Annotated in this window: 18 protein-coding genes and 1 tRNA gene; 8 read left to right on the top strand and 11 right to left on the bottom strand. The window is 71.3% G+C overall.

What is annotated here, in order from left to right:
- Positions 1-178: 178 nt before the first annotated feature.
- Entirely contained in the window at positions 179-1,114 is a 936-nt protein-coding gene (locus tag ACWEFB_RS19095; RefSeq protein ID WP_452287092.1) for an NADP-dependent oxidoreductase, read from the bottom strand.
- A gap of 279 nt (positions 1,115-1,393) precedes the next feature.
- On the opposite strand from ACWEFB_RS19095, the gene ACWEFB_RS19090 reads away from it, so the two are divergent.
- The gene (locus ACWEFB_RS19090) at positions 1,394-1,678 is read left to right on the top strand and encodes a YbhB/YbcL family Raf kinase inhibitor-like protein (protein ID WP_452287090.1); all 285 of its coding nucleotides are present in this window, start codon (positions 1,394-1,396) and stop codon (positions 1,676-1,678) included.
- 417 nt (positions 1,679-2,095) lie between these two features.
- Positions 2,096-4,849: a helix-turn-helix transcriptional regulator gene (locus tag ACWEFB_RS19085; RefSeq protein WP_452287088.1), complete on the top strand. Its 2,754-nt coding sequence runs from the start codon at positions 2,096-2,098 to the stop codon at positions 4,847-4,849.
- Positions 4,850-5,076: 227 nt separating this feature from the next.
- On the opposite strand, the gene ACWEFB_RS19080 is transcribed toward ACWEFB_RS19085, so the two are convergent.
- The gene (locus ACWEFB_RS19080; RefSeq protein WP_452287086.1) at positions 5,077-6,087 is read right to left on the bottom strand and encodes a zinc-binding alcohol dehydrogenase family protein; all 1,011 of its coding nucleotides are present in this window, start codon (positions 6,085-6,087) and stop codon (positions 5,077-5,079) included.
- Between the two features lie 280 nt (positions 6,088-6,367).
- Between ACWEFB_RS19080 and ACWEFB_RS19075 the strand changes: the two genes are divergently transcribed.
- The gene (locus tag ACWEFB_RS19075; RefSeq protein ID WP_452287085.1) at positions 6,368-7,093 is read left to right on the top strand and encodes an alpha/beta fold hydrolase; all 726 of its coding nucleotides are present in this window, start codon (positions 6,368-6,370) and stop codon (positions 7,091-7,093) included.
- Positions 7,090-7,896, top strand: a complete 807-nt coding sequence (locus tag ACWEFB_RS19070; protein WP_452287083.1) for an alpha/beta fold hydrolase — start codon at positions 7,090-7,092, stop codon at positions 7,894-7,896. The genes ACWEFB_RS19075 and ACWEFB_RS19070 overlap by 4 nt, the downstream gene beginning before the upstream one ends.
- 373 nt (positions 7,897-8,269) lie before the next feature.
- Here ACWEFB_RS19070 and ACWEFB_RS19065 read toward each other — a convergent pair.
- A tRNA-Met gene (locus ACWEFB_RS19065) sits at positions 8,270-8,343 on the bottom strand.
- Between the two features lie 124 nt (positions 8,344-8,467).
- Between ACWEFB_RS19065 and ACWEFB_RS19060 the strand changes: the two genes are divergently transcribed.
- Together ACWEFB_RS19060 and ACWEFB_RS19055 are read left to right on the top strand one after the other, a co-directional pair.
- Entirely contained in the window at positions 8,468-9,016 is a 549-nt protein-coding gene (locus ACWEFB_RS19060; protein ID WP_326557022.1) for a hypothetical protein, read from the top strand.
- A 175-nt stretch (positions 9,017-9,191) separates the two neighbouring features.
- Entirely contained in the window at positions 9,192-9,683 is a 492-nt protein-coding gene (locus ACWEFB_RS19055; protein ID WP_452287080.1) for an Hsp20/alpha crystallin family protein, read from the top strand.
- Positions 9,684-9,898: 215 nt separating this feature from the next.
- Here ACWEFB_RS19055 and ACWEFB_RS19050 read toward each other — a convergent pair whose 3' ends face one another.
- From ACWEFB_RS19050 to ACWEFB_RS19040, 3 genes are all read right to left on the bottom strand, one after another.
- Entirely contained in the window at positions 9,899-10,693 is a 795-nt protein-coding gene (locus tag ACWEFB_RS19050) for a hypothetical protein (protein ID WP_452287078.1), read from the bottom strand.
- A gap of 239 nt (positions 10,694-10,932) precedes the next feature.
- Positions 10,933-12,057, bottom strand: a complete 1,125-nt coding sequence (locus ACWEFB_RS19045) for an SPFH domain-containing protein (protein ID WP_326557019.1) — start codon at positions 12,055-12,057, stop codon at positions 10,933-10,935.
- A gap of 5 nt (positions 12,058-12,062) precedes the next feature.
- On the bottom strand, positions 12,063-12,533 hold the full coding sequence (locus tag ACWEFB_RS19040) for an NfeD family protein (protein ID WP_326557018.1): 471 nt from the start codon (positions 12,531-12,533) through the stop codon (positions 12,063-12,065).
- 119 nt (positions 12,534-12,652) lie between these two features.
- Between ACWEFB_RS19040 and ACWEFB_RS19035 the strand changes: the two genes are divergently transcribed.
- Positions 12,653-13,978: a serine hydrolase domain-containing protein gene (locus ACWEFB_RS19035; protein WP_452287076.1), complete on the top strand. Its 1,326-nt coding sequence runs from the start codon at positions 12,653-12,655 to the stop codon at positions 13,976-13,978.
- A 40-nt stretch (positions 13,979-14,018) separates the two neighbouring features.
- Here the strand turns inward: ACWEFB_RS19035 and ACWEFB_RS19030 are convergent, their stop codons facing one another.
- Positions 14,019-14,858 (bottom strand): CPBP family intramembrane glutamic endopeptidase, encoded by an 840-nt coding sequence (locus tag ACWEFB_RS19030; protein WP_452287074.1) that lies wholly within the window; start codon positions 14,856-14,858, stop codon positions 14,019-14,021.
- Positions 14,859-14,925: 67 nt separating this feature from the next.
- The gene (locus ACWEFB_RS19025; RefSeq protein ID WP_452287072.1) at positions 14,926-15,741 is read right to left on the bottom strand and encodes a DUF3097 domain-containing protein; all 816 of its coding nucleotides are present in this window, start codon (positions 15,739-15,741) and stop codon (positions 14,926-14,928) included.
- A 98-nt stretch (positions 15,742-15,839) separates the two neighbouring features.
- On the opposite strand from ACWEFB_RS19025, the gene ACWEFB_RS19020 reads away from it, so the two are divergent.
- Positions 15,840-16,631, top strand: coding sequence for a hypothetical protein (locus tag ACWEFB_RS19020; RefSeq protein ID WP_326557014.1), 792 nt, complete (start codon positions 15,840-15,842; stop codon positions 16,629-16,631).
- Between the two features lie 21 nt (positions 16,632-16,652).
- Here the strand turns inward: ACWEFB_RS19020 and ACWEFB_RS19015 are convergent, their stop codons facing one another.
- The 3 genes from ACWEFB_RS19015 to fabI all read right to left on the bottom strand — a co-directional run bounded on the left by ACWEFB_RS19015 (position 16,653) and on the right by fabI (position 19,365).
- A complete protein-coding gene (locus ACWEFB_RS19015; RefSeq protein WP_326557013.1) occupies positions 16,653-17,432 on the bottom strand; it encodes an HAD-IIA family hydrolase in 780 nt (259 codons plus the stop codon).
- 48 nt (positions 17,433-17,480) lie between these two features.
- Positions 17,481-18,509, bottom strand: a complete 1,029-nt coding sequence (locus tag ACWEFB_RS19010; protein ID WP_452287069.1) for a ferrochelatase — start codon at positions 18,507-18,509, stop codon at positions 17,481-17,483.
- Between the two features lie 88 nt (positions 18,510-18,597).
- Complete coding sequence (gene fabI / locus ACWEFB_RS19005) at positions 18,598-19,365, bottom strand: enoyl-ACP reductase FabI (protein ID WP_326557011.1); 768 nt, start codon at positions 19,363-19,365, stop codon at positions 18,598-18,600.
- Positions 19,366-19,403: the final 38 nt, after the last annotated feature.

Here is a 19,403-nt window from a genome sequence, read left to right as displayed (position 1 = left end):
GCGGCCCGTATCGGCCTGATCGAGCGCCACGTGGCGGAAACCTCCCGCCAGCTGGCGGGTGACCGACCGCGACTGTGGCAACGTCCCCAAGGCGGGTCGACCCCGGCCGTGCCGCAGGACGTCCGGCGTACCCGCAGCCGGATCTCCATCCGCCCCCCGCCGGGGCGGGATTCAGACGTCAGACGCCCGCCGACAGGACGACCTTGTTCTTCACCTTGCCGCTCTCCACCATCTCGTGCGCCCGCGCCGCCTCGCCGAGCGGCACCACCGCGCCCACCTCGACGGAGAGCCGTCCACGCTCGACGAGATCGGTCAACGCCAACAAACTGGAACGGTCGGGTTCGACGAGGAAGTTCATCACTCGAACTCCGGCGGCCGCACCGCGACGGATATCTTCGCTGTCGACGGGGGACGGCACGTGGACAACAACTCCGCCACGGTGCACGAGAGGCACGGAACGCGCCGTGTAGTCGCGGCCGACGAAGTCGAGTACCGCGTCGACCGGATCGACCACATCCTCGAACCGGACCGAGGTGTAGTCCACGATCTCGTCCGCACCCAACGCCCGCAACCGGTCACGGTCACTGCCCTTGGCCACCCCGATGACGTGCACGCCGCGCGCCTTCGCGACCTGCACGGCCAATACACCCACGTGACCTGCGGCACCGTGAATCAACAACCGCTGACCCGCGTCCAACCGGATCGTGTCCGTCACCAACTGCCACGCGGCGAGCCCGGCCAACGGCAACGCAGCCGCCTCGGCAAACGACAGGGATGGAGGCTTCGGGGCGAACTGGCGCGAGGGCGCGGTGACGTACTCCGCGTAACCGCCGGCCTGCCGCGGGAACCACGGCATGCCATAAACCTCGTCGCCCGGCGAAAAGATGGTGACGCCGAATCCAACCTCGGCCACCACACCCGCGACATCCCAACCGAGGATCATAGGAAAGGACGAAAGCGGACCCTGCCCCTGACGCTGCTTCACATCAGCCGGATTGATGCCCGCAGCACGAACCTCCACGAGCACCTCGGTCGGCTGCGGTAACGGCTTCGCCAACTCCACCGATTGGAGCACCTCCGGGCCTCCGTAGCGGTCCATGCTCATCGCAAGCATGTCGCGTATACCTCCGTACCTTCGCCAGTACCACCCAGGCCCGTCGATCAGCCACGGAGGTCTCGCACGAGAGGAGCACATGGGGCCAAAAGTCGCCGGACCACCGGAATCGAGAGCTCTGGCAGTCGGCCCGTTGACTCCCCGAATGATACGCCCCAGCCATCGGAGCACTACGACAACGACAGAATCGAGGCCCTTCGAAACATCTACACGACTCAAATTACTCGAAGCCATCAAGAGTAACGGAATGGCAACGCGTTGGCCTCGGGTGCACCTACGATGACAGACATCCGCGGCGACGTCGGCCGCCATTGGCGCAATGGCCGCGCGAGGTCAGGATACGCGACCCCGGCATGGCAGATGGCCAACGACGCCCGTATGCGTCGCTACATCGGCGCGGCTCCGCCGCCAGGCAGCGGCCGACACGACTACTTCATCGCCGTGCACGCGCTCGACGTCGAAACCCTCGGTGTCGACAAGGACGCCACGCCAGCCTTCCTCGGTTTCAACAGGGCGGGCCACACGCTCGCCCGCGCGGTCATCACACCCTGGCTCGGGGCATAGGGCTACCGGGCTTCCGTACCACGCTGGCGCGACCCGGTGCCGTAACTTCGTTCGCACCGAACCGCCGGTCCCGGCCCGTCGCGGGAACGGCAGTCTCACGTTCCGTGAAACCGCTGCCGCCTTTCCCTTTGTTCCGAGCTTCCCTTACTCCGAGTTGTAGGACGGCCCGCCCGGATCGGAACGGCCGACTGGGACGAGTTGAAACGCGACGTCAAGCCGATTCCACCGTAGTGGATGCCACCACGGGTCGGGGCCGCGCTCGACGACCCGCCGAGCAGTAGGTGGGCCGGACACCCGCAATGATCCGGCTCCGGGGCCAAGGGCGACTCGGGACGGTCCGCCGTGGGTGCGGCCGGACGCCTGGTGGGCTGAGGTGGTCGGATGGGCTCTCCGTGCGGGCGGCATAGGGTGGGCACGGTGAGATCGAGAACGGGGGGCGCGGTGACGGCGTCGGGGGCGCAGGCGGCGACCCGGCCGCTGCGGGGCCGCGCCGCCGAGCTGGACGTCGTACTCCGGACGTTGCGCCAGGCTCGGGACGGCCAGGCGGCCATGGTGGTGATCCGGGGCGAACCGGGCATCGGCAAGAGCGCGTTGGTCGCCGCCGCGATCGAGCAGGCCGCCCGACTCGGCTACACGGTGGGTGCCACCGCCGCGCACGTCGGCGACGACATCGCGCCCCTGGCATCACTCGGCCCGGCCCTGCGCACCGGCACCGCACCGCTGATCGGTTCGGCGGACTTCCTGCGGCTCGCCTCGGTGATCGAGCAGCCGCTCTGGCTCGCCGAGCACATCGCCGCACTCCTGGAACAGCGATCCGGGTCCAACCCACTGTTGATCGTGCTGGACGATCTGCACTGGGCCGACCCGCTCAGCGCTTTCGTGCTACGCATCGTCCCGTCCCGGCTGGCGTCCGTACCGATTGTCTGGCTGCTGGCCACTCGGGACGTCGCCGCTGGCCCACTCGAACCGATCACCTCGACCACGGCCGACCTGCCGGTGCGCCTGATCGAGCTGGGACCGCTGGCAGCCGACGCCGTACGCGCGATCGCGGCCGACCGATTGGGGTACCCGGCCGACCCGGCGCTGGTCGGGACATTGAACGACGCTGGCGGCAATCCCTTCCTCGCCGTCGCGCTGGTGGAGGGCATGCTCGCGTCGGTCGGCGCGGACACCGGGGCCAGCCAGCTGCCCGCCGGACTGCGCGACGGGGTCCGGCACCGGCTCGCGCTCTCCTCCGAGCGGTGCGCCGCCCTGGTCCGGGCCGGCGCGGTGCTCGGTGCGCGCTTCCCCCTCGACGACGCCGCCTGGCTGCTCGGCGAGCCGGCCTCGGCGCTGACCGCGCCGCTGGCCGAGGCGATCCGGGCGGGCCTGCTCGCCGACGACGGCACCGTCGTCAGGTTCCGTCACGAGTTGCTACGCCGGGCCGTCTACGAAGAGGTCCCGCCGTCCGCCCGCCGGGCCACTCACCGGTCGGTCGCCGAGCATCTGCTCGCATCGGGACGTACCTCGGCCGAGGCTGCGCCGCATCTCATGGCGATCGCCGAGCCAGGAGACCCGACCACGATCAGCGTGCTGCGTCGGGCTGCGCACGAACTCCTTGACACCATGGCGGTGACCTCGGTGGCGCTGATCCGGCAGGCGTTTGCCCTGTCGAGCGAGGACGACCCGGAGCGGACCACGATCGGGCGGGAGGTGGTGTCCGTTCTGGTGCACGCCCGTCGCTACGACGAGGCCATGGCGTTCGCCGCCGACCTGCTCCGCACCGAGGTGTCCCCGGACGAGGCGGCCCGGATCCGACTGACGCTCACGGCGCGGATCTGGGCCGCCTACGGGAAGACCGATCTGACCTGCTGGCTGCTTGATGAGCGGGACGACCGGGCGTCGCCGCAGTTGCGGGCGCGGCTGGCCGCGTACGCGGCGCTCGTCGGTGGTCCGACGGCCCACGCGCCTGCCCTGGCCGAGCAGGTGGGCGATCCGGCGGCGCTCGCGGTGGTGGCGTTCGCGGCGGGTGTCCGGTCCGAGTCGGCCGGGGAGTACCACGTGGCGCGGAACAGCTACGCCGAGGCGCAGACGGCGACGCGGGCGGCAGCCGGCGCGATCGGCACCCCGTCCGCCGGCCACATCGGGCTGCGCGAGGTCGTCGTGCAGGCGCAGTCGGACGACATCGACGGCGCCCGCCACCAGCTGGCCGACGGCGCGACGGTCAACCGGCTCACCGACTCGTGGCAGGCACCGGGGTTGGCCTGGGCCGGGGCGTACCTGGACTTCGGCGCGGGCCGGCTGGACGACGCGATCGCGACCGCCCGAGGTGCGCTACGACTGATGGACGAATTGCACGACCACTCCGCCGAGGCCCAGGTCCGGTACATCCTGGGCAGCGTCTCGCTGCTCCGTGGTGACCTGATCGAGGCGCGGATCCAGCTGACCAACGCCGAGCGGCGCGCTGGTCCGATGCCGCTGCTGCGGGCCCTGCTCGCCGGTGCGGAAGGGGAACACGATGCCCCCGCGATCCTGCTCGGCGCGATCGAGGCGGAGGTACTGCCGCCGTGGCGGGAGGATCTGCTCGTACAGGTGGCCTGCGCGGCGGTCCGGAGCGGGGACGCGGCCACGCTCCGGGCCGCGAGCGCCGCGCTGACCGATCTCGCCGCCCGCAATCCCGCAGTGGCCAGCGTGGCGGGTGCGGCGGCGCTCGCCCAGGGGCTCGGCAGCGGCGACCTGGCGCCGGCGGTCGCGCTGCTGCGGCAGGCGCCACGTCCGCTACTGCTGGCGCGGGCCGAGTCCGAGTACGGCCGGGTCGCGCTGGCCGCCGGCGACCTGACCGGCGGCCTCGCCGCACTCGAACGGGCTGAGCAGGTGTTCGAAACCTGCGGCGCGAGCGCTCCGGTCGCCGGGATCCGACGGATACTGCAGGCCGCCGGGGTACGGCGGCCGCGTCGGCCGGCGACCGAACGGCGACCCGAGACCGGCTGGGCGGCGCTCACCGCCACCGAGCGCCGGGTGGCACAGCTGGTGGCGAACGGGCACACGAACAAGTCCGCCGCCGCCGAGCTGTTCCTCTCGCCGAGCACGATCAACTCCCACCTCCGCGCCGTCTTCGGCAAGCTCGGCGTGAACTCGCGAGTCCAGTTGGCCAAGGTGGTGCTACGCACGACCGATGACGCGGGCGGCTGAGCGCCCCACCGAACAAGGCCGCAGGCATTCCCTTGATGTCTCCGTCTGTGGCCGGACCTTCCGGAGGGCTGCGGTCGGACCCGCGTCGACGCCAGTTCCCTGATGAGGTCGGGGCCGGTCAGGGTACGAGGAGCGGGCTCACGTCGTCCGCCCGGCCGGTTACGGTCGCCGGCAACCAGCAGGTCCGGCGCGACCTGTCCAGCCCAACAGGCCGCGCCGGATCCGCCTCACCGGTCGAAGCCGGCGATGACCACCTTGCCGATGGTCGCGGAGCTTTCCACCAGTTCGTGTGCCCGGCGCAGGTTGGCCGCGTCGATCGGACCGAGCTGAGTGGTCAGCGTCGTCCGGATCCGGCCCTCGTCGACCAGCCGCGCGGTCCGCTCCAACAGATCGTGCTGGGTCGGGTCGGTCGGCAGGAACAACGGCCGGGTGAACATGAACTCCCAGTGCCAGCTGATGCTCTTGGCCTTGAGCGGCAGCAACTCCAGGCCCTCCGGCTCGTCGATCGCGACGATGTGCCCCCGGGGACGGACGATCTCGGCGTACCGCTCGATGTTGCCAGCGGTGAACGGGCTGATCAGATAGTCGACCCCGGCCGGGGCGACCGCGCGGACCGAGGCGACCAGATCCCGGTGATCGACCACATGGTGGGCACCGAGATCCTCGGCCCACCGGCGGGACTCCGGCCGGGAGGCGGTGGCGACAACGGTGAGGTCGGTGAGGACCCGCGCCAGCTGGATCGCCATCGAGCCGACGCCGCCGGCCGCCCCGAGCACCAACAGCGTGCCGGTGCTCCCCTCGGTCAGGGCGAACGAGTCGAACAGGGCCTCCCAGGCGGTGATGGTGGTCAGCGGCAGGGCCGCCGCCTCGGCGAAGGTGAGGGTGGTCGGCTTGTGCCCGACCACGTGCTCGTCAACTGCGTGGAACCGGGCGTTGCTCCCCGGCCGGCCGATCGAACCGGCGTAGTAGACCTCGTCGCCGACCGCGAACCGGGTCACCCCGGACCCCACCGCCACCACCACACCGGCCGCGTCGTAGCCGAGCACCTTGACCTCGCCGTCGACCGGACCGACGTTGGCCCGGACCTTGGCGTCGGCCGGGTTCACCGACACCGCCTCGACCCGTACCAGCAGGTCATGCGGGCCCGGCACGGGCACCGGAAGTTCGACGTCGACGAGGCTTTCCGGGTCGCTGACAGGAAGGTTGCGGCGGTAACCCACCGAGGGCATCAGATCCATGCCCCGCACGTTATGCCCTGGTAAGTGGTGGTCGCCAAGTTACCCAGAGTATTCGCTGGGCGGTACGCGCTGCATGCGCGCTCAACGCACACCGGCTCGTGTGAGCCGGGCCACGATTACGCTCGGCAATCTCCTACGTTCGCGTCAGGGCTCCCCGACGCGCCAGGCATCGGCGATCGGGGCCGGAGCCGCAATCCCGACGTTCACGTGATCCGTACCCGTGACGCCTGCGGTTGCATTGCAGGCACCGGTCAAACCGGCACGAGAGAGGTGTACAGCGATGAACGAGAAGAAGCCCACTGCGGTCCTGGTACACGGCGCGTTCGCGGACATGTCAAGCTGGGCCGGGGTGGTGGCGACGTTGCGGGACGCGGGCGTGGATGTCCGCGTCTTCGCCAACGAACTACGCGGCGGGCGGGTCGACGGCGGACACCTCGCCAACTTCGTCCGGGCCATCGACGGTCCGGTGGTCCTGGTCGGGCACTCCTACGGCGGCATCGTCATCAGCGAGGCGGCCAGCCGGGCGGACAACGTAACCGGCCTGGTCTTCGTGACCGCGTTCGCGCTCACGGAGAACGAGACCGCCCTCGGATACCTCGGACAGTTCCCGGCGACCGAGCTGGGTACGTCACTGGTCGAGAGCCACTTCACCACCGCGGACGGCGGCGACGAGGTGGAGCTGTTCATCGCCCCGGACAAGTTCCATCAGATCTTCGCGGCCGACCTGCCAACCGGGGTGACCGACGTACTCGCGGTGAGCCAGCGGCCGATCCTGGCCCGAGCGTTCGGCGAGCCCGCTGGCAAGGCCAGCTGGACCGACCTGCCCACCTGGTACGTGGTGGCCACGCGCGACGGGTCGATCCACCCCGAAGCGCAGCGCGCCATGGCCCGCCGCAGCGAATCCATCACGGTAGAGATCGACGCCTCACACTCCGTCGCCGGCTCCCAGCCGGCCCGGGTCGCCCGCGTCATCATCGACGCGGTCGAGGGCGGTGAGCACAAATGAGTCGACGCACACGCTGGGCGGCGGCGGTCGCCGGCACCGTACTGCTGACGGTCGCGAGCGGCGGGGCCGCCCTCGCCGCGGACCGGGGACACGAGCGGCCGAAGCCGACTGTGGTGCTCGTACACGGTGCACTGGAGGACGCCTCGGCCTGGCACGACGTCATCACCCGGCTGCAGCACGACGGGTACCCGGTGGTCGCGCCGGCCGTGCCGCTCCGCGGTCTGAAGACGGACTCGGAGTACCTGGCCAGCGTGCTCGACAGCATCGACGGGCCGGTGGTCCTGGCCGGACACTCGTACGGCGGCATGCTGATCAGCGAGGTCGGCGCAACCGATCCGGACGTCAAGGCGCTGGTGTACGTCGCCGCGTTCATCCCCCGCGCCGGGGAGAGCGCCGGGCAGCTCAACAACCAGTTCCCCGGCACCCTACTCGGCCCTGACACCACGTTCACCCGTACCACCCCGGACGGCGTGACCGATCTCTACGTCAAGCCGGAGAGCTTCCGGGCGGTGTTCGCCGCCGGCACACCCGCGTCGGAAGCCGCCGCCGCGGCGGCCAGCCAGCGGCCGATCAACGCGGCCGCGTTCGACGACAAGGCGACCAGGACCGTCCCGTCGTCGGTCCGCGAATACGCCCTCGTGGCGACAGAGGACCGGGCGATCCCACCGACCGCCGAGCGGTTCATGGCGAAGCGGGCCGGCGCGACCACGGTCGAGGTACGCAGCGCGCACAACGTTCCAGTCGCCCACCCGGCGGCCGTCGCCGACCTACTGGAGAAGGCAGCCGACTCAACCCGCCGCTGAATCACCGAACGGACGGATCCCGCCGCTCGCTCCTGGAGCGGATCCGGATCCGTCCGTCGGCACTGCTACGCCTCACTGATGCTCGGTGCATGTCCGACTTCGATGAGGCCGCCGCCACGTCCATTGCCACGAGGGGTGCGGCCCAGGTCGCCGCTCGTCACAAGCAACCACTCGAGATGGGCCTGGAGACGGTCGAGATCCTGATCAGCGGCGCGGCACTGGCCGCTGCCGTCGAGCCCTCACCGCCCGCGAGCACCCACCGTCGCCATTTGCCACGTCGTGACGCTCCGTTCGCCCACCTATTGCCCACCGAACAAGCAAGAGCCCGCCTCCCAAACTTGCAGGAGACGGGCTCTGAACTGGTCTTACTCTGTAGCGGGGACAGGATTTGAACCTGCGACCTCTGGGTTATGAGCCCAGCGAGCTACCGAGCTGCTCCACCCCGCGTCGCTGGACTGAACACTAGCGCATCCGTGCCGTTAACCCCGCATCGGGCCTGCCGTTACCCGGCCTCAATGGACCCCGAGGGTCCACCCGCGAGCGGTCCGGACGACGGTTGTACGGTCCCGGGATGCCCGACGTCGAGCGCCTGACATTGATAACCACCACACCGTGGCTCGCCGATCTCCTGGCCAGCCTCTGCGACCTGGACTTTTCCCGTACGGAGCACGGGCCGGTGGAGCCGGTCCGGCTGGCGGGCGGGGAACCGTTGGAGATGTTCGCCGGGGACGCGTCCGGTGGCGCGTTCCTGTTCGCCGGGAGCGGCGGCGAGGAGCGGCCGGTGGTGTACGCCGGGTCGGAGGGCGAGGGTGGGCTGATCGCGATCGGGTTGGCCGACGCCCTGGCCGCCGTGATCGAACTGCCGAGCCTGCACGACGCACTGTCACTGCCGTACGGCACCGATGGCGGCGCCGCCCTGCGGGAGCGGCTCGACGAGGCCGAGAGGGAGATCCGGGAGGACTGGCCGGACCTCGACGCGCAACGGGCACGGTTGCGTGACGCCCTGCACCTGCCACCGCCGGACGGCGTGCTGGAGCGGCTGCACGCGGCTGCCGCCGATCACGCCTACCTCCCGGTCAGCGAGCACGGCACGTACGAGCCGATGCTGGTTACGGCCTAGGTTGTCACGAGGCCAGCCGGAAGGCCGGCGCCGGCGACCCGGCCGACAGTTCGGGTCCGGCCACGATGGAGGGACCGTGACCTGCGCCACGGACAGGAATTGAGTCGGGTCGACTCAAGTTGTACCGGGTGCCGGTCGAAGAGGGACCGGCCCAGTGGCACCCGAGGAGAAACCGATGAGCACTCTCTCGCTGTGGACCCGGCGCGACCCGTTCGCGGAGTTCGACGCCCTGGTCCGTAATGCCTTCGGCCCGGTCGTGACGCGACCCGCCAACCAGCCCGCACGTTTCACGCCGGCCGCCGAGATCAGCCGGGACGGGGACGACGCACTGGTCCGGGTCGAGTTGCCCGGACTGGACATCGCCAACGACGTCTCGGTCGAGGTCGACCGTGGTCTGCTGGTCGTCAGCGGTGAGCGCCGCGACGAGCGGACCGGGGAGCAGGGCGGCCGGAGCCTGCGCGAGCTGCGCTACGGCTCGTTCCGCCGATCCTTCACCCTGCCCACGCACGTGACGGCCGACGCGGTCAGCGCGTCGTACGACGCGGGCGTGCTGAGCGTCCGGGTGACCGGCGCGTACGCCGGGACCGGACCGCAGCGGATCACGGTCACCGCCGCCACCCCGGCCGTCGGGCCCACTGAGGCGCCGGCCGACCAGCCCGGAGTCTGAACCCGGGACGCCGGTGACGTAACGCCGGCAGGGCGGGACAACGGGCCCGGTCACCAGTTGGTGGCCGGGCCCGTTCGTCTGTCCATGGTGACCCAACCGGGCCGGGGCCCGCAGCAACGGCATCGCCGCCGGACCCCGGGCGAGCCCGGCCGTCCGCGAGACCGGAAGTGCCGGCTCTTCGCTGCCGAGCCGGACCGCCGACCGCCCGCGCCCGGTTACGGGCCGGCGAGTTGGCTGCCGGACGCGACCTTCGCCGCGACCGCCTCGGCCCCGTCGGCCATCGCCTCCACGAGTCGGGGCCGACCGACCGGGGGCAGCAACCGGCCGGCCCGCCAGGCGATCCCGATTCCGGCAGCCAGCACCAGCAACGCGCCGAGTGTCTGGAGCAGACCGATCGCCATGCCGCCGACGCCGACCATCGGCGCGGCGAACATCAGCAACCATCCGTCGGAGTAACTGAACACCCCCGAGTGCAGCACCGCCCAGCCGGACAGCACCCAGCCCAGGGTGTAGAAGCTGGCGCCCGTCAGGGCCAGCGCGCGTCCGGCGCCGCCGTACAGCGTGGTTTCTTCGGGCAGTCCGGCGAAGGGCAGCATCAGCATCGCGCCGGCGAGGGCCACCAGCAGGCCTGCGGTCGCGGTGCCCCGGCTGCGCGCGGTCACCAGCAGCCCCGTGATCGCCATCAGTCCCAGCAGGCTCAGCAGGGTCGCGATGACCCACAGGACCAGCGGGAACGAGTGGCCGTCGGCCGAGGCTGGTGTCGGACCGTCCCCGACGAGGGTGACGACGCCGTACAGGACGGCGGATCCGGGCAGGATCCAGACCGCCCCGCGGGCGAATTTGCGCAACGACCAGGCCCAGGTGGTGTCGGTGGCGGGTTGGGGCTCGGCGCCCTCCTCGAAGAAGGGAAGCAGGTCGAACCCGCCGCCCGGCCTGGTCGGGCGGGCCGGTGACCGGCGTACGGACGACGGCCCCGTCACCGATCGCTTGGGCTTCATCGGGTGGCTCATGCGTCACCTCGCTCCACTGGCCGGACGGTCGCGCCGGGGATCGATCCGACTCCGGCGACCCGAACCCGGTCGCCGCCCCCGGCTCCAGCCCGATCGTGACAAACCCCGAAGTAGCGGCGCGCGGCTTCGCCGTTTTCCGCCCCACTCGTTTCCCGGACCGTGCCGGGTTCGTACCACGGTGGGCATAAACGAACCGCCCCGGTCTGGTGACCGGGGCGGTGCTGTCCTGCGGCGAGCGGTCAGGCCCGTTCGTTGGGCTCCTGGCTGGCGGTCGTGTCACCAAGCAGGCTGGCCGGCGGGACCGGCTCCGGGGCGGGCAGCCCCTGCGGCTGGGCGGCCGGTCGGGAACTCACCTGCGCCTCGGCTGCGCGTACCTGGTCGTGCACCTCCTGGGCGGCTGCGGCGGCGGCCCGTGCCGCCTCGGCGGCCTCGCGCTCGACGGCGCTCGCGTCGCTCTCCGCCTCCGGTGTGGGCACGTCATGCGCGGCCCCGGCCAGCCCGCCGAGCGCGCCGCCGAGTCCTTCGAGCGCCTTGGTCAGCTCGGCCGGTACGACCCAGATCTTGCTGGCCTGCCCGTTGGCGATCTGCGGCAACGCTTGAAGGTATTGGTAGGCGAGCACCTTCTGGCTCGGGTTCGACTGGTGGATCGCCGAGAAGACGGTACGGATGGCCTTCGCCTGCCCCTCTGCCTGGAGGATCTGGGCCTGCCGGTTACCGTCGGCGCGTAGTACGGCGGCCTGCTTCTCACCCTCGGCGGTGAGGATCTGGGACTGCTTCTGCCCCTCGGCGTTCAGGATCGCGGCCCGGCGGTCCCGCTCGGCGCGCATCTGCTTCTCCATCGAGTCCCGGATGCTGGCCGGCGGCTCGATCGCCTTGATCTCCACCCGGGTGACCTTGATGCCCCACCGGCCGGTGGTCTCGTCGAGCACCCCGGACAGGTGCCGGTTGATCTCCTCGCGGCTGGTCAGCGCCCGCTCCAGGTCGAGCGAGCCGATGACGTTACGCAGGGTGGTGACGGTGAGCTGCTCGATCGCCTGGAGGAAGTTGGAGATCTCGTAGGTCGCCCGGACCGAGTCGACCACCTTGAAGTAGAGCACCGTGTCGATCGAGACGACCAGGTTGTCCGAGGTGATCACCGGCTGGGGCGGGAAGCTGACCACCTGCTCGCGCATGTCGACCTTGGTGCGTACCGCGTCGATGAACGGCACCAGCAGGTTCAGCCCCGGGTTCAGGGTGCGCTTGTATTTTCCGAGCCGTTCGACCACATCCTGCCGCTGCTGCGGCACGATCCGTACCGCCTTGGCGAACGTGATCACGACGAGCAGAGCCACGGCGGCGAACAGCACCGCTATCGCCACATCCATACCGCTCACCTTTTCGTATCTGGTAGTGCGTCGGTAGATGAATCATCCCGCCAGACCATGGCGGTGACACCTTTGAGCTCGATCACCCGGACCCGTTCTCCGGGCTGGAACACCTGGGTGACGTCGTAGGAGCGGGCGGTCCAGATCTCACCGTCGATCCTGACCACCCCGTGGTGGGTGTCCACCTGCTCCAGCACCAGGGCATCCGACCCCTCGATCGCCTCGACCCCGAACGGCGTCTCGCCGCTCTCCAGCGCCGATCGTCGGTGCCGCCGGATCACCGGCCGGACCGCGACCACGCTCAGCGCCGACACCACGGCGAAGACGAGCACCTGCACCGCGACCGGTGCACCGAGGGCGGCGACGCCTGCGGTGGCGAGCGCGGCGATGCCGAACATGAGGAGGAAGAGCGTCGTGGTGAAGATCTCGGCCACCAGCAACCCGACGCCCAGGATGATCCACAGCAGGGGTTCCACCATTGAATCCTGTCACGGCCGCGCACGTCGTGCCGACCGCCGAAGATCGTCCGGGTCGGTAGGATCACCGCTTGCCGTACCCGGTCGCCGTCCGGCGTCGACCCAGGGAGCCGATGATCATGGCACTGTTGCTCGAGACCACCCGACGCCTCGACAACCTGGTGATCCGTACCCAGGCGGACGCGGCGGTGCCGACGCTCGTCGCCGGGGTGGTCCGCGACGGGGTGCTCACCCACGTGAGCAGCGCCGGTGAACCACCCCAGGACCCGACCACCCAGTTCCGGATCGGCTCGATCACCAAGACCATGACCGCCGTCCTGGTGCTCCGGCTGCGGGACGAGGGCCGGGTGGACCTGGACGACCCGCTCGACCGGCACCTGCCCGGCACCCCCGTCGGCCGGGTCACCCTCCGGCAACTGCTCGGGCACGCCAGCGGCCTGCAACGCGAACCCGACGGGAACGGCTGGTGGGAACGGTCCGAGGGCGTGGACCTGGACAACCTGCTCGCCGGACTCACCCCGGCCAAGCTCGCCCACCCGCCGCACCGCACCTACCACTACTCGAACCTGGCGTACGGGCTCCTCGGCGGCGTACTGGAGCGGCTCACCGGGCAGTCGTGGTGGGAGCTGATCCAGGAACGCCTGCTCGGCCCGCTGGGGATGACCCGCACGTCGTACCGGGCGCAGGAGCCGTTCGCCCGTGGTTACCTGGTCCACCCGTGGCACGGGACGCTGCGCGAGGAACCCCGTACGGACACCGGTGCGATGGCGCCGGCCGGGCAGCTCTGGGCCAGCGTGCCCGACCTGGCCCGGTGGGCGGCGTTCCTGGCCGACCCGGACCCGGCCGTGATCGCACCGGAGACGGTGACCGAGATGTGCGTTCCGGTGGCGATCGGCGACCCGGAGTCGTGGACCTCCGGGCACGGGCTCGGCCTGGAGCTGTACCGCACCGATGAACGGGTCTACGTGGGGCACGGCGGTTCGATGCCCGGCTACGTCGCCGGTCTGGCGGTGCACCGGCGGTCGCGGACCGGGGTGGTCACCTTCGCCAACGCGTACGGCTTCCGCAGCGGCTCGATCGGCGCCACCACCCGTCACCTGCTGACCGAGGTGCTCGACCACGAACCCGAACCGGTCAAGCCGTGGCGTCCCGCCGCCGGACCCCCCGAGCCGACGGTGGCCGAGCTGACCGGCCGGTGGTGGTGGATGGGTCGGGAGTTCGAGGTGTCCTGGGACGGTGCGGCGGAGGAACTGGTGTTCTCCCTGCTCCGCCCGGCCGGGGCGGCGCCGTGGCGGTTCGGCCGGGTCGACGCCGACCACTGGCGGGGCAGGTCCGGGATGAACGACGGCGAGATCCTGGCCGTACGCCGGGACCCGGCCGGCGCGGTACGGACGCTGGACATCGCGACCTTCGTCTTCACCCGCGACCCGGACCGGCTCGACTGACCCAGGCCCGGCTCGGCGCGCCCGGCCGCGACCGCTCGGCTCAGCCGATCGGGGCCGGGTCCGGTTCACGGGCGGTCTGGTCGACCGCCGGGTGCCGGTGCAGCAGGCGGATGGCCACCGCACCCAGGCCGATCGGGATCGTGCCGAGCGCGGCGATCTCCAGCGTCTCCCGGTTGGTGACCGTGACCAGGTCCCAGTCCGGGCCGGCGAGCTGCGCGCAGGTCTGGAACAGCAGGTGGAAGCCGATCGGGGCCCACAGGCTGCCGGTCACCATCCGGATCAGGCCGAGGACGAACCCGAACCCGAGGAAGATCACCGCCCGCCCGGCGTCGGCACCGAGAGCCAGGCCGAAGAGGCTGAACAGGACCGCCTGGGCACACACCGCCAGCCACGCCGGCACCGCGGTCACCAGGTTTCGGTAGAGGTACCCCCGGAAGATCAGCTCCTCGGGCAGCGCCTCGTAGAGGAGGACGAGCAGCAGCAGCCCGGCGGCGGACAGGACCACCTCGCCAACGGAGGCGTGCACGCTCAGCGTCGCCCAGCCGAGCCCCAGGACCACGGCCAGGCCGATCGGGAGCGGGACGAGGTACGCGGCGGCACCGACCAGCAACGGCCGCCAGCCCTGCGACGGCGGGGCGAGTCGCAGGCCGGCCCACGGGCGCCGGTCCAGGAACCGGCGGGCCAGCACCACCATCGGTACGACCAGCGCGGTGATCGCGACCGCCCGGAACACGTGACCGGCGCGGTCGTACCCCGAGCCGAAGATCCACTCGGCGACCCCGTAGACCGATCGCCAGATCACCACCCCGGCGACCAACACGATCAGCACCCGCCACCCGAGGCCGATCCGCCGGTCCCCGCCCACGTCCCCCGTATGCATGGCCATCAGTCTCGGCCCACGGGTCAAGGGGCGACGGTCCCGGTTCGGTTCCGGGGACGGTGACGAATCAGTCCTGCGGGACGGTGACGAAGTCGATCAACCGCTCGACCGCGTTGATCAACGGGGTCTCGACGTCGTGGAAGCTCGACACCCGCGACAGGATCAACCGCCACATCTCCGCCGGCTCGGCCACCCCGAGCGCCGCACAGACGCCCTCCTTCCACGGCTGCCCCGGCGGCACCACCGGCCACGCCCGGATGCCCAGCTTCGCCGGCTTCACCGCCTGCCACACGTCGACGTACGGATGCCCGGTCACCAGCACGTGCGGGGAGGTCACCCCGGCCACGATCCGGCTCTCCTTCGAACCCGCCACCAGGTGGTCGACCAGGACCCCGAGTCGACGCTGCGGGGAGGGCCCGAAGTCGCGTACGTGCGCGGCCAGTTCGTCGATGCCGTCGAGGGGCTCCACCACCACACCCTCGATCCGCAGGTCGTCGCCCCAGATCCGCTCCACCAACGCGGCGTCGTGGATCCCCTCGACCCAGATCCGGCTGGCCTTGGCCACCTGGGCGCGTACGCCGGCCACGGCGACCGAACCGGAAGCGGTGCGTTGGCGCCCGGCCGGAGGCTTGGCCGGCGCTGGCCGGCGCAACGTGACCGGCGAACCGTCGAGCAGGAACGCCGCCGGCAGCAACGGGAAGTTGCGTCGCCGACCCCGCCGGTCCTCCAGCACCACCGCACCCGACTCGAACCCGACCACGGCGCCACAGAACCCCGAGTCGGCGTCCTCCACCACCAGGTCCGGCTCGGCGTCCACCTCCGGCACCGTCCGGCGTCGCCGCCAGTCACCGGCGAGCACATCCTTGCCGTACATCCTCCCCATGCCGGGGACGCTAACCCGATTCGGGTGAGCGGTGATGCAGACGCGCCGCCGGGCCGGGGGCCGAGACAGGGCCGCGGTGAACACGTACCCTTGCCTGCATGTCCCCCGCAACGGGCGCGGCGACCCTTGCGCCGCGCCGGTCGAGCCGGTTCGTGGCCTGGGTACGCGCATGGCGCGCCGGGCTGGTGCCGTATGACGAGGTCGCCGACGAGGTGGCCGGTGACGAGGAACATCTCGTCGCCGACGCTCCCGGCACCTGGACCGACGTGCCGCTCGCCGACGCCCTGCCCACCCTGTCGAAGCTCTCCCCGGACGAGATCCGGCTGGTGCTGCCCGCGCCCGGCGATCCGCGCGGCCTGCCCGGCCCCGGACCGTTCGCGGGTGCGGCGCTGGTCGCGGGCGAGGCGGTGGTCGCCGGCACGCTGGGGCTGATCCCCGAGGTGCGGAATCACACCTCCGGCTCCGGGGTGACCTTCGAAACCGTGCTGTGGCGGGTCTACCCGCTGCCGGAGACCGCGCCCGCCGCGGCACTCGGCAGTCCCGGTCCGGCCGAGGCCGAGGCCGATCTGTCCACCGCCCTCGCCGAGGCGACCGCGGCGCTGACCCGGCTCGACGTGGCCCACTGGCGGCCCGAGCTGGCCGGTGCCCTGGCCGCGCTGCGCCGGCCGGACGGCGGGACCGACCTGCCGCCGGGCTTCGACCCACGGGCCCGCCGGCTGTTCGCCCGGGCCAGCGTGCTCGACCAGGTGTTGGCACTGGCCGAACACGTCGCACCGGGCGGTGCGGTCAACGGGTACGAGGCACAGCAGCGCGACGCCGCCCTGCGTCCGCTGACGGTGGCCTGCCGGCGTGCCCTGGTGGCCGCCTGCAACGCCCCGCTGGCCGCCTGACCCGACCCACCCGCGCTCGGGTCAGATCTCGTCCATCAGGTCGACCACCGAGTTGATGATCCGCGACGGCCGGTACGGGTAACGCTCCGCCTCGATCTTGGTGCTGATCCCGGTGAGCACCAGGATGGTTTCCAGCCCGGCCTCCAGTCCACAGAGGATGTCGGTGTCCATCCGGTCGCCGATCATCGCGGTGGACTCGGAATGCGCGTTGATGGTGTTCAGCGCCGACCGCATCATCATCGGATTGGGCTTGCCGACGAAGTACGGCTCCACCCCGGTCGCCTTCGAGATCATCGCCGCGACCGAACCCGCGGCCGGCAGCAAACCCTCGTTCGACGGCCCGGTCACGTCCGGGTTGGTGCAGATGAAACGGGCCCCGGCCTCGATCAGCCGGACCGCCTTGGTGATCGCCTCGAAGCTGTACGTCCGGGTCTCCCCCAGCACCACGTAGTCCGGGGCGAAGTCGGTGAGGATGTAACCGACCGCGTGCATGGCCGTGGTCAGCCCCGCCTCGCCAATCACGTACGCGGTGCCGCCGGGGCGCTGGTCGGCGAGGAACTGTGCGGTGGCCAGCGCCGCCGTCCAGATCGCCTGCTCGGGCACCTCGAAGCCCATCCGGGCCAACCGGGCCTGGAGGTCCCGTGGGGTGTAGATGGAGTTGTTGGTCAGCACCAGGAACGGCTTGCCGGACGAGCGCAGCCGGTTGATGAACTCGGGCGCCCCCGGTACCGGCTGTCCCTCGTGCACCAGCACGCCGTCCATGTCGGTGAGCCAGCTCTGCACGGGCTTCCGATCCCTCATGCCGTCCCCTCGCTACGCCTCGTCCCGCCCGCGGTCCCGACCCGGTGGTCAGGGGCGCCGGGCAGGCACACAGCAACCCGCCGGGCAGGTGTCCCAGACCGGGAGCGTACCCAGGCGACGTCGCGGCGACGTATCCGGCGGGTTAACCCGCTCGATGACCAGCTCCCGCACCATGGCGACGAACCGGGGATCGGTGCCGGGGGTGGCGGCGCGGGCGTAGTCCAGCCCGAGCTGCTTCGCCGTGGCGGCAGCCTCGGTGTCCAGGTCCCACACCACCTCCAGGTGGTCGGAGACGAACCCGATCGGGCTGACCACCACCGAGCTGACCCCGTCGGCGGCCAGCACCGCGAGGTGGTCGTTGATGTCCGGCTCCAGCCACGGCACGTGCGGCGGGCCGGACCGGCTCTGCCACACCAGGTCGTACGGCAGGTCGGGGGCTGCCGCGGCGGCGACCAGGGCGGCGGTCTCGCGTAGCTGTGCCACGTACCGTCCGCCCTGGGGTCCGGCGGCGGCGGCCATCGCGGTGGGCACCGAGTGGGCGGTGAAGACCAGCCGGGTGCTGGCCCGGCGGGCCGGGTCGAGCGTGCCCAGCGCGGCCCGGACCGCGTCGGCGTGCGGCTCGACGAAGCCGGGGTGGTCCCAGAACTGGCGCAGCTTGTCGATCATCGGCGCCTCCGGCCCGACCGCCGAGCGGGCGGCGACCAGGTCCTCCTGGTACTGCCGACACGAGGAGTAGCCGCCGTACGCGCTGGTGACGAAGGCGAGGGCGGTGCCGATCCCGTCGGCGCGCATCTCGGCCACGGTGTCGGCGAGCAGCGGGTGCCAGTTCCGGTTGCCCCAGTAGACCGGAAGGTCGACCCCGTTCGCGGCGAAGTCGGCCCGGATCGCCGCGAGCAGGTCACGGTTCTGCTGGTTGATCGGGGAGACGCCACCGAAGTGCTGGTAGTGCTCGGCGACCTGGGCCAGCCGCTCGGGGGGCACGCCACGGCCTCGGGTCACGTTCGCCAGGAACGGCAACACGTCGTCGGGCCGTTCCGGGCCGCCGAATCCGACCAGCAGCAGTGCCTCGTACGCCATGGAACGTATTCTCGCGCGGCCACGCGCGCGGCGTGGCAGGACCCCGGGCCGGAGCGAGCGCGGTTACCCCGGGGCCCTACCGGACGCGTCAGGCGCCGAGGGCGTGGTATCCGCCGTCGACGTGCACGATCTCACCCGTGGTGGCCGGGAACCAGTCGGAGAGCAGCGCCAGGCAGGCCCGCGCGGCCGGTTCCTGGTCGGTCAGGTCCCAGCCCAGCGGGGCGCGCTCGGCCCAGGCGTTCTCGAACTGCTCGAAACCGGGGATCGACTTGGCCGCCATGGTGCGCAGCGGACCGGCCGAGACCAGGTTGCTGCGGATCCCCTTCTTGCCCAGGTGCAGCGCCAGGTAGCGGGAGGCGGACTCCAGCCCGGCCTTGGCCACGCCCATCCAGTCGTAGACCGGCCACGCCTTGGTGGCGTCGAAGGTGAGCCCGACCACCGAACCGCCGGACGACATCAGCGGCAGCGCCGCCATCGCCAGCGACTTGTACGAGTACGTGGAGACGTGCAGCGCGGTGGCCACGTCCTCCCACGGGGCGTCGAGGAAGCCCCCACCGAGGCAGCTCGCCGGCGCGAACCCGACCGAGTGCACCACCCCGTCGAGGCCGTCGACGTGCTCGCGTACCCGGTCGGCGAGCCCGGCCAACTGCTCGGCGTTCGTCACGTCCAGCTCGATCACCGGCGCGGGCGCCGGCAGCCGCTTGGCGATCCGCTCGACCAGCGAGAGCCGCCCGAACCCGGTGAGGACGACGGTCGCGCCGTTCTCCTGGGCGAGCTTCGCCACCGAGAAGGCGATCGACTGGTCGGTGATGACACCGGTGACGAGCAGCCGCTTACCGGCCAGGAGTCCAGACACGTGTAGCTCCTCCAAAGGTTGGGTGCGTGTTGTCGAGC

The organism is Micromonospora sp. NPDC004704 (assembly GCF_053601675.1).
The sequence above is the reverse complement of the archived record's forward strand: the minus strand, read 5'-3'. Positions and strand labels throughout refer to the sequence as shown.

Excerpts from the sequence above, each read along its gene's own strand:
- ACWEFB_RS19095 (WP_452287092.1), bottom strand. The coding sequence starts at position 1,114 with ATGCTTGCGATGAGCATGGACCGCTACGGAGGCCCGGAGGTGCTCCAA.
- ACWEFB_RS19090 (WP_452287090.1), top strand. The coding sequence starts at position 1,394 with ATGACAGACATCCGCGGCGACGTCGGCCGCCATTGGCGCAATGGCCGC.
- ACWEFB_RS19080 (WP_452287086.1), bottom strand. The coding sequence starts at position 6,087 with ATGGATCTGATGCCCTCGGTGGGTTACCGCCGCAACCTTCCTGTCAGC.
- ACWEFB_RS19075 (WP_452287085.1), top strand. The coding sequence starts at position 6,368 with ATGAACGAGAAGAAGCCCACTGCGGTCCTGGTACACGGCGCGTTCGCG.
- ACWEFB_RS19070 (WP_452287083.1), top strand. The coding sequence starts at position 7,090 with ATGAGTCGACGCACACGCTGGGCGGCGGCGGTCGCCGGCACCGTACTG.
- ACWEFB_RS19060 (WP_326557022.1), top strand. The coding sequence starts at position 8,468 with ATGCCCGACGTCGAGCGCCTGACATTGATAACCACCACACCGTGGCTC.
- ACWEFB_RS19055 (WP_452287080.1), top strand. The coding sequence starts at position 9,192 with ATGAGCACTCTCTCGCTGTGGACCCGGCGCGACCCGTTCGCGGAGTTC.
- ACWEFB_RS19050 (WP_452287078.1), bottom strand. The coding sequence starts at position 10,693 with ATGAGCCACCCGATGAAGCCCAAGCGATCGGTGACGGGGCCGTCGTCC.
- ACWEFB_RS19045 (WP_326557019.1), bottom strand. The coding sequence starts at position 12,057 with ATGGATGTGGCGATAGCGGTGCTGTTCGCCGCCGTGGCTCTGCTCGTC.
- ACWEFB_RS19035 (WP_452287076.1), top strand. The coding sequence starts at position 12,653 with ATGGCACTGTTGCTCGAGACCACCCGACGCCTCGACAACCTGGTGATC.
- ACWEFB_RS19030 (WP_452287074.1), bottom strand. The coding sequence starts at position 14,858 with ATGCATACGGGGGACGTGGGCGGGGACCGGCGGATCGGCCTCGGGTGG.
- ACWEFB_RS19025 (WP_452287072.1), bottom strand. The coding sequence starts at position 15,741 with ATGGGGAGGATGTACGGCAAGGATGTGCTCGCCGGTGACTGGCGGCGA.
- ACWEFB_RS19020 (WP_326557014.1), top strand. The coding sequence starts at position 15,840 with ATGTCCCCCGCAACGGGCGCGGCGACCCTTGCGCCGCGCCGGTCGAGC.
- ACWEFB_RS19015 (WP_326557013.1), bottom strand. The coding sequence starts at position 17,432 with ATGAGGGATCGGAAGCCCGTGCAGAGCTGGCTCACCGACATGGACGGC.
- ACWEFB_RS19010 (WP_452287069.1), bottom strand. The coding sequence starts at position 18,509 with ATGGCGTACGAGGCACTGCTGCTGGTCGGATTCGGCGGCCCGGAACGG.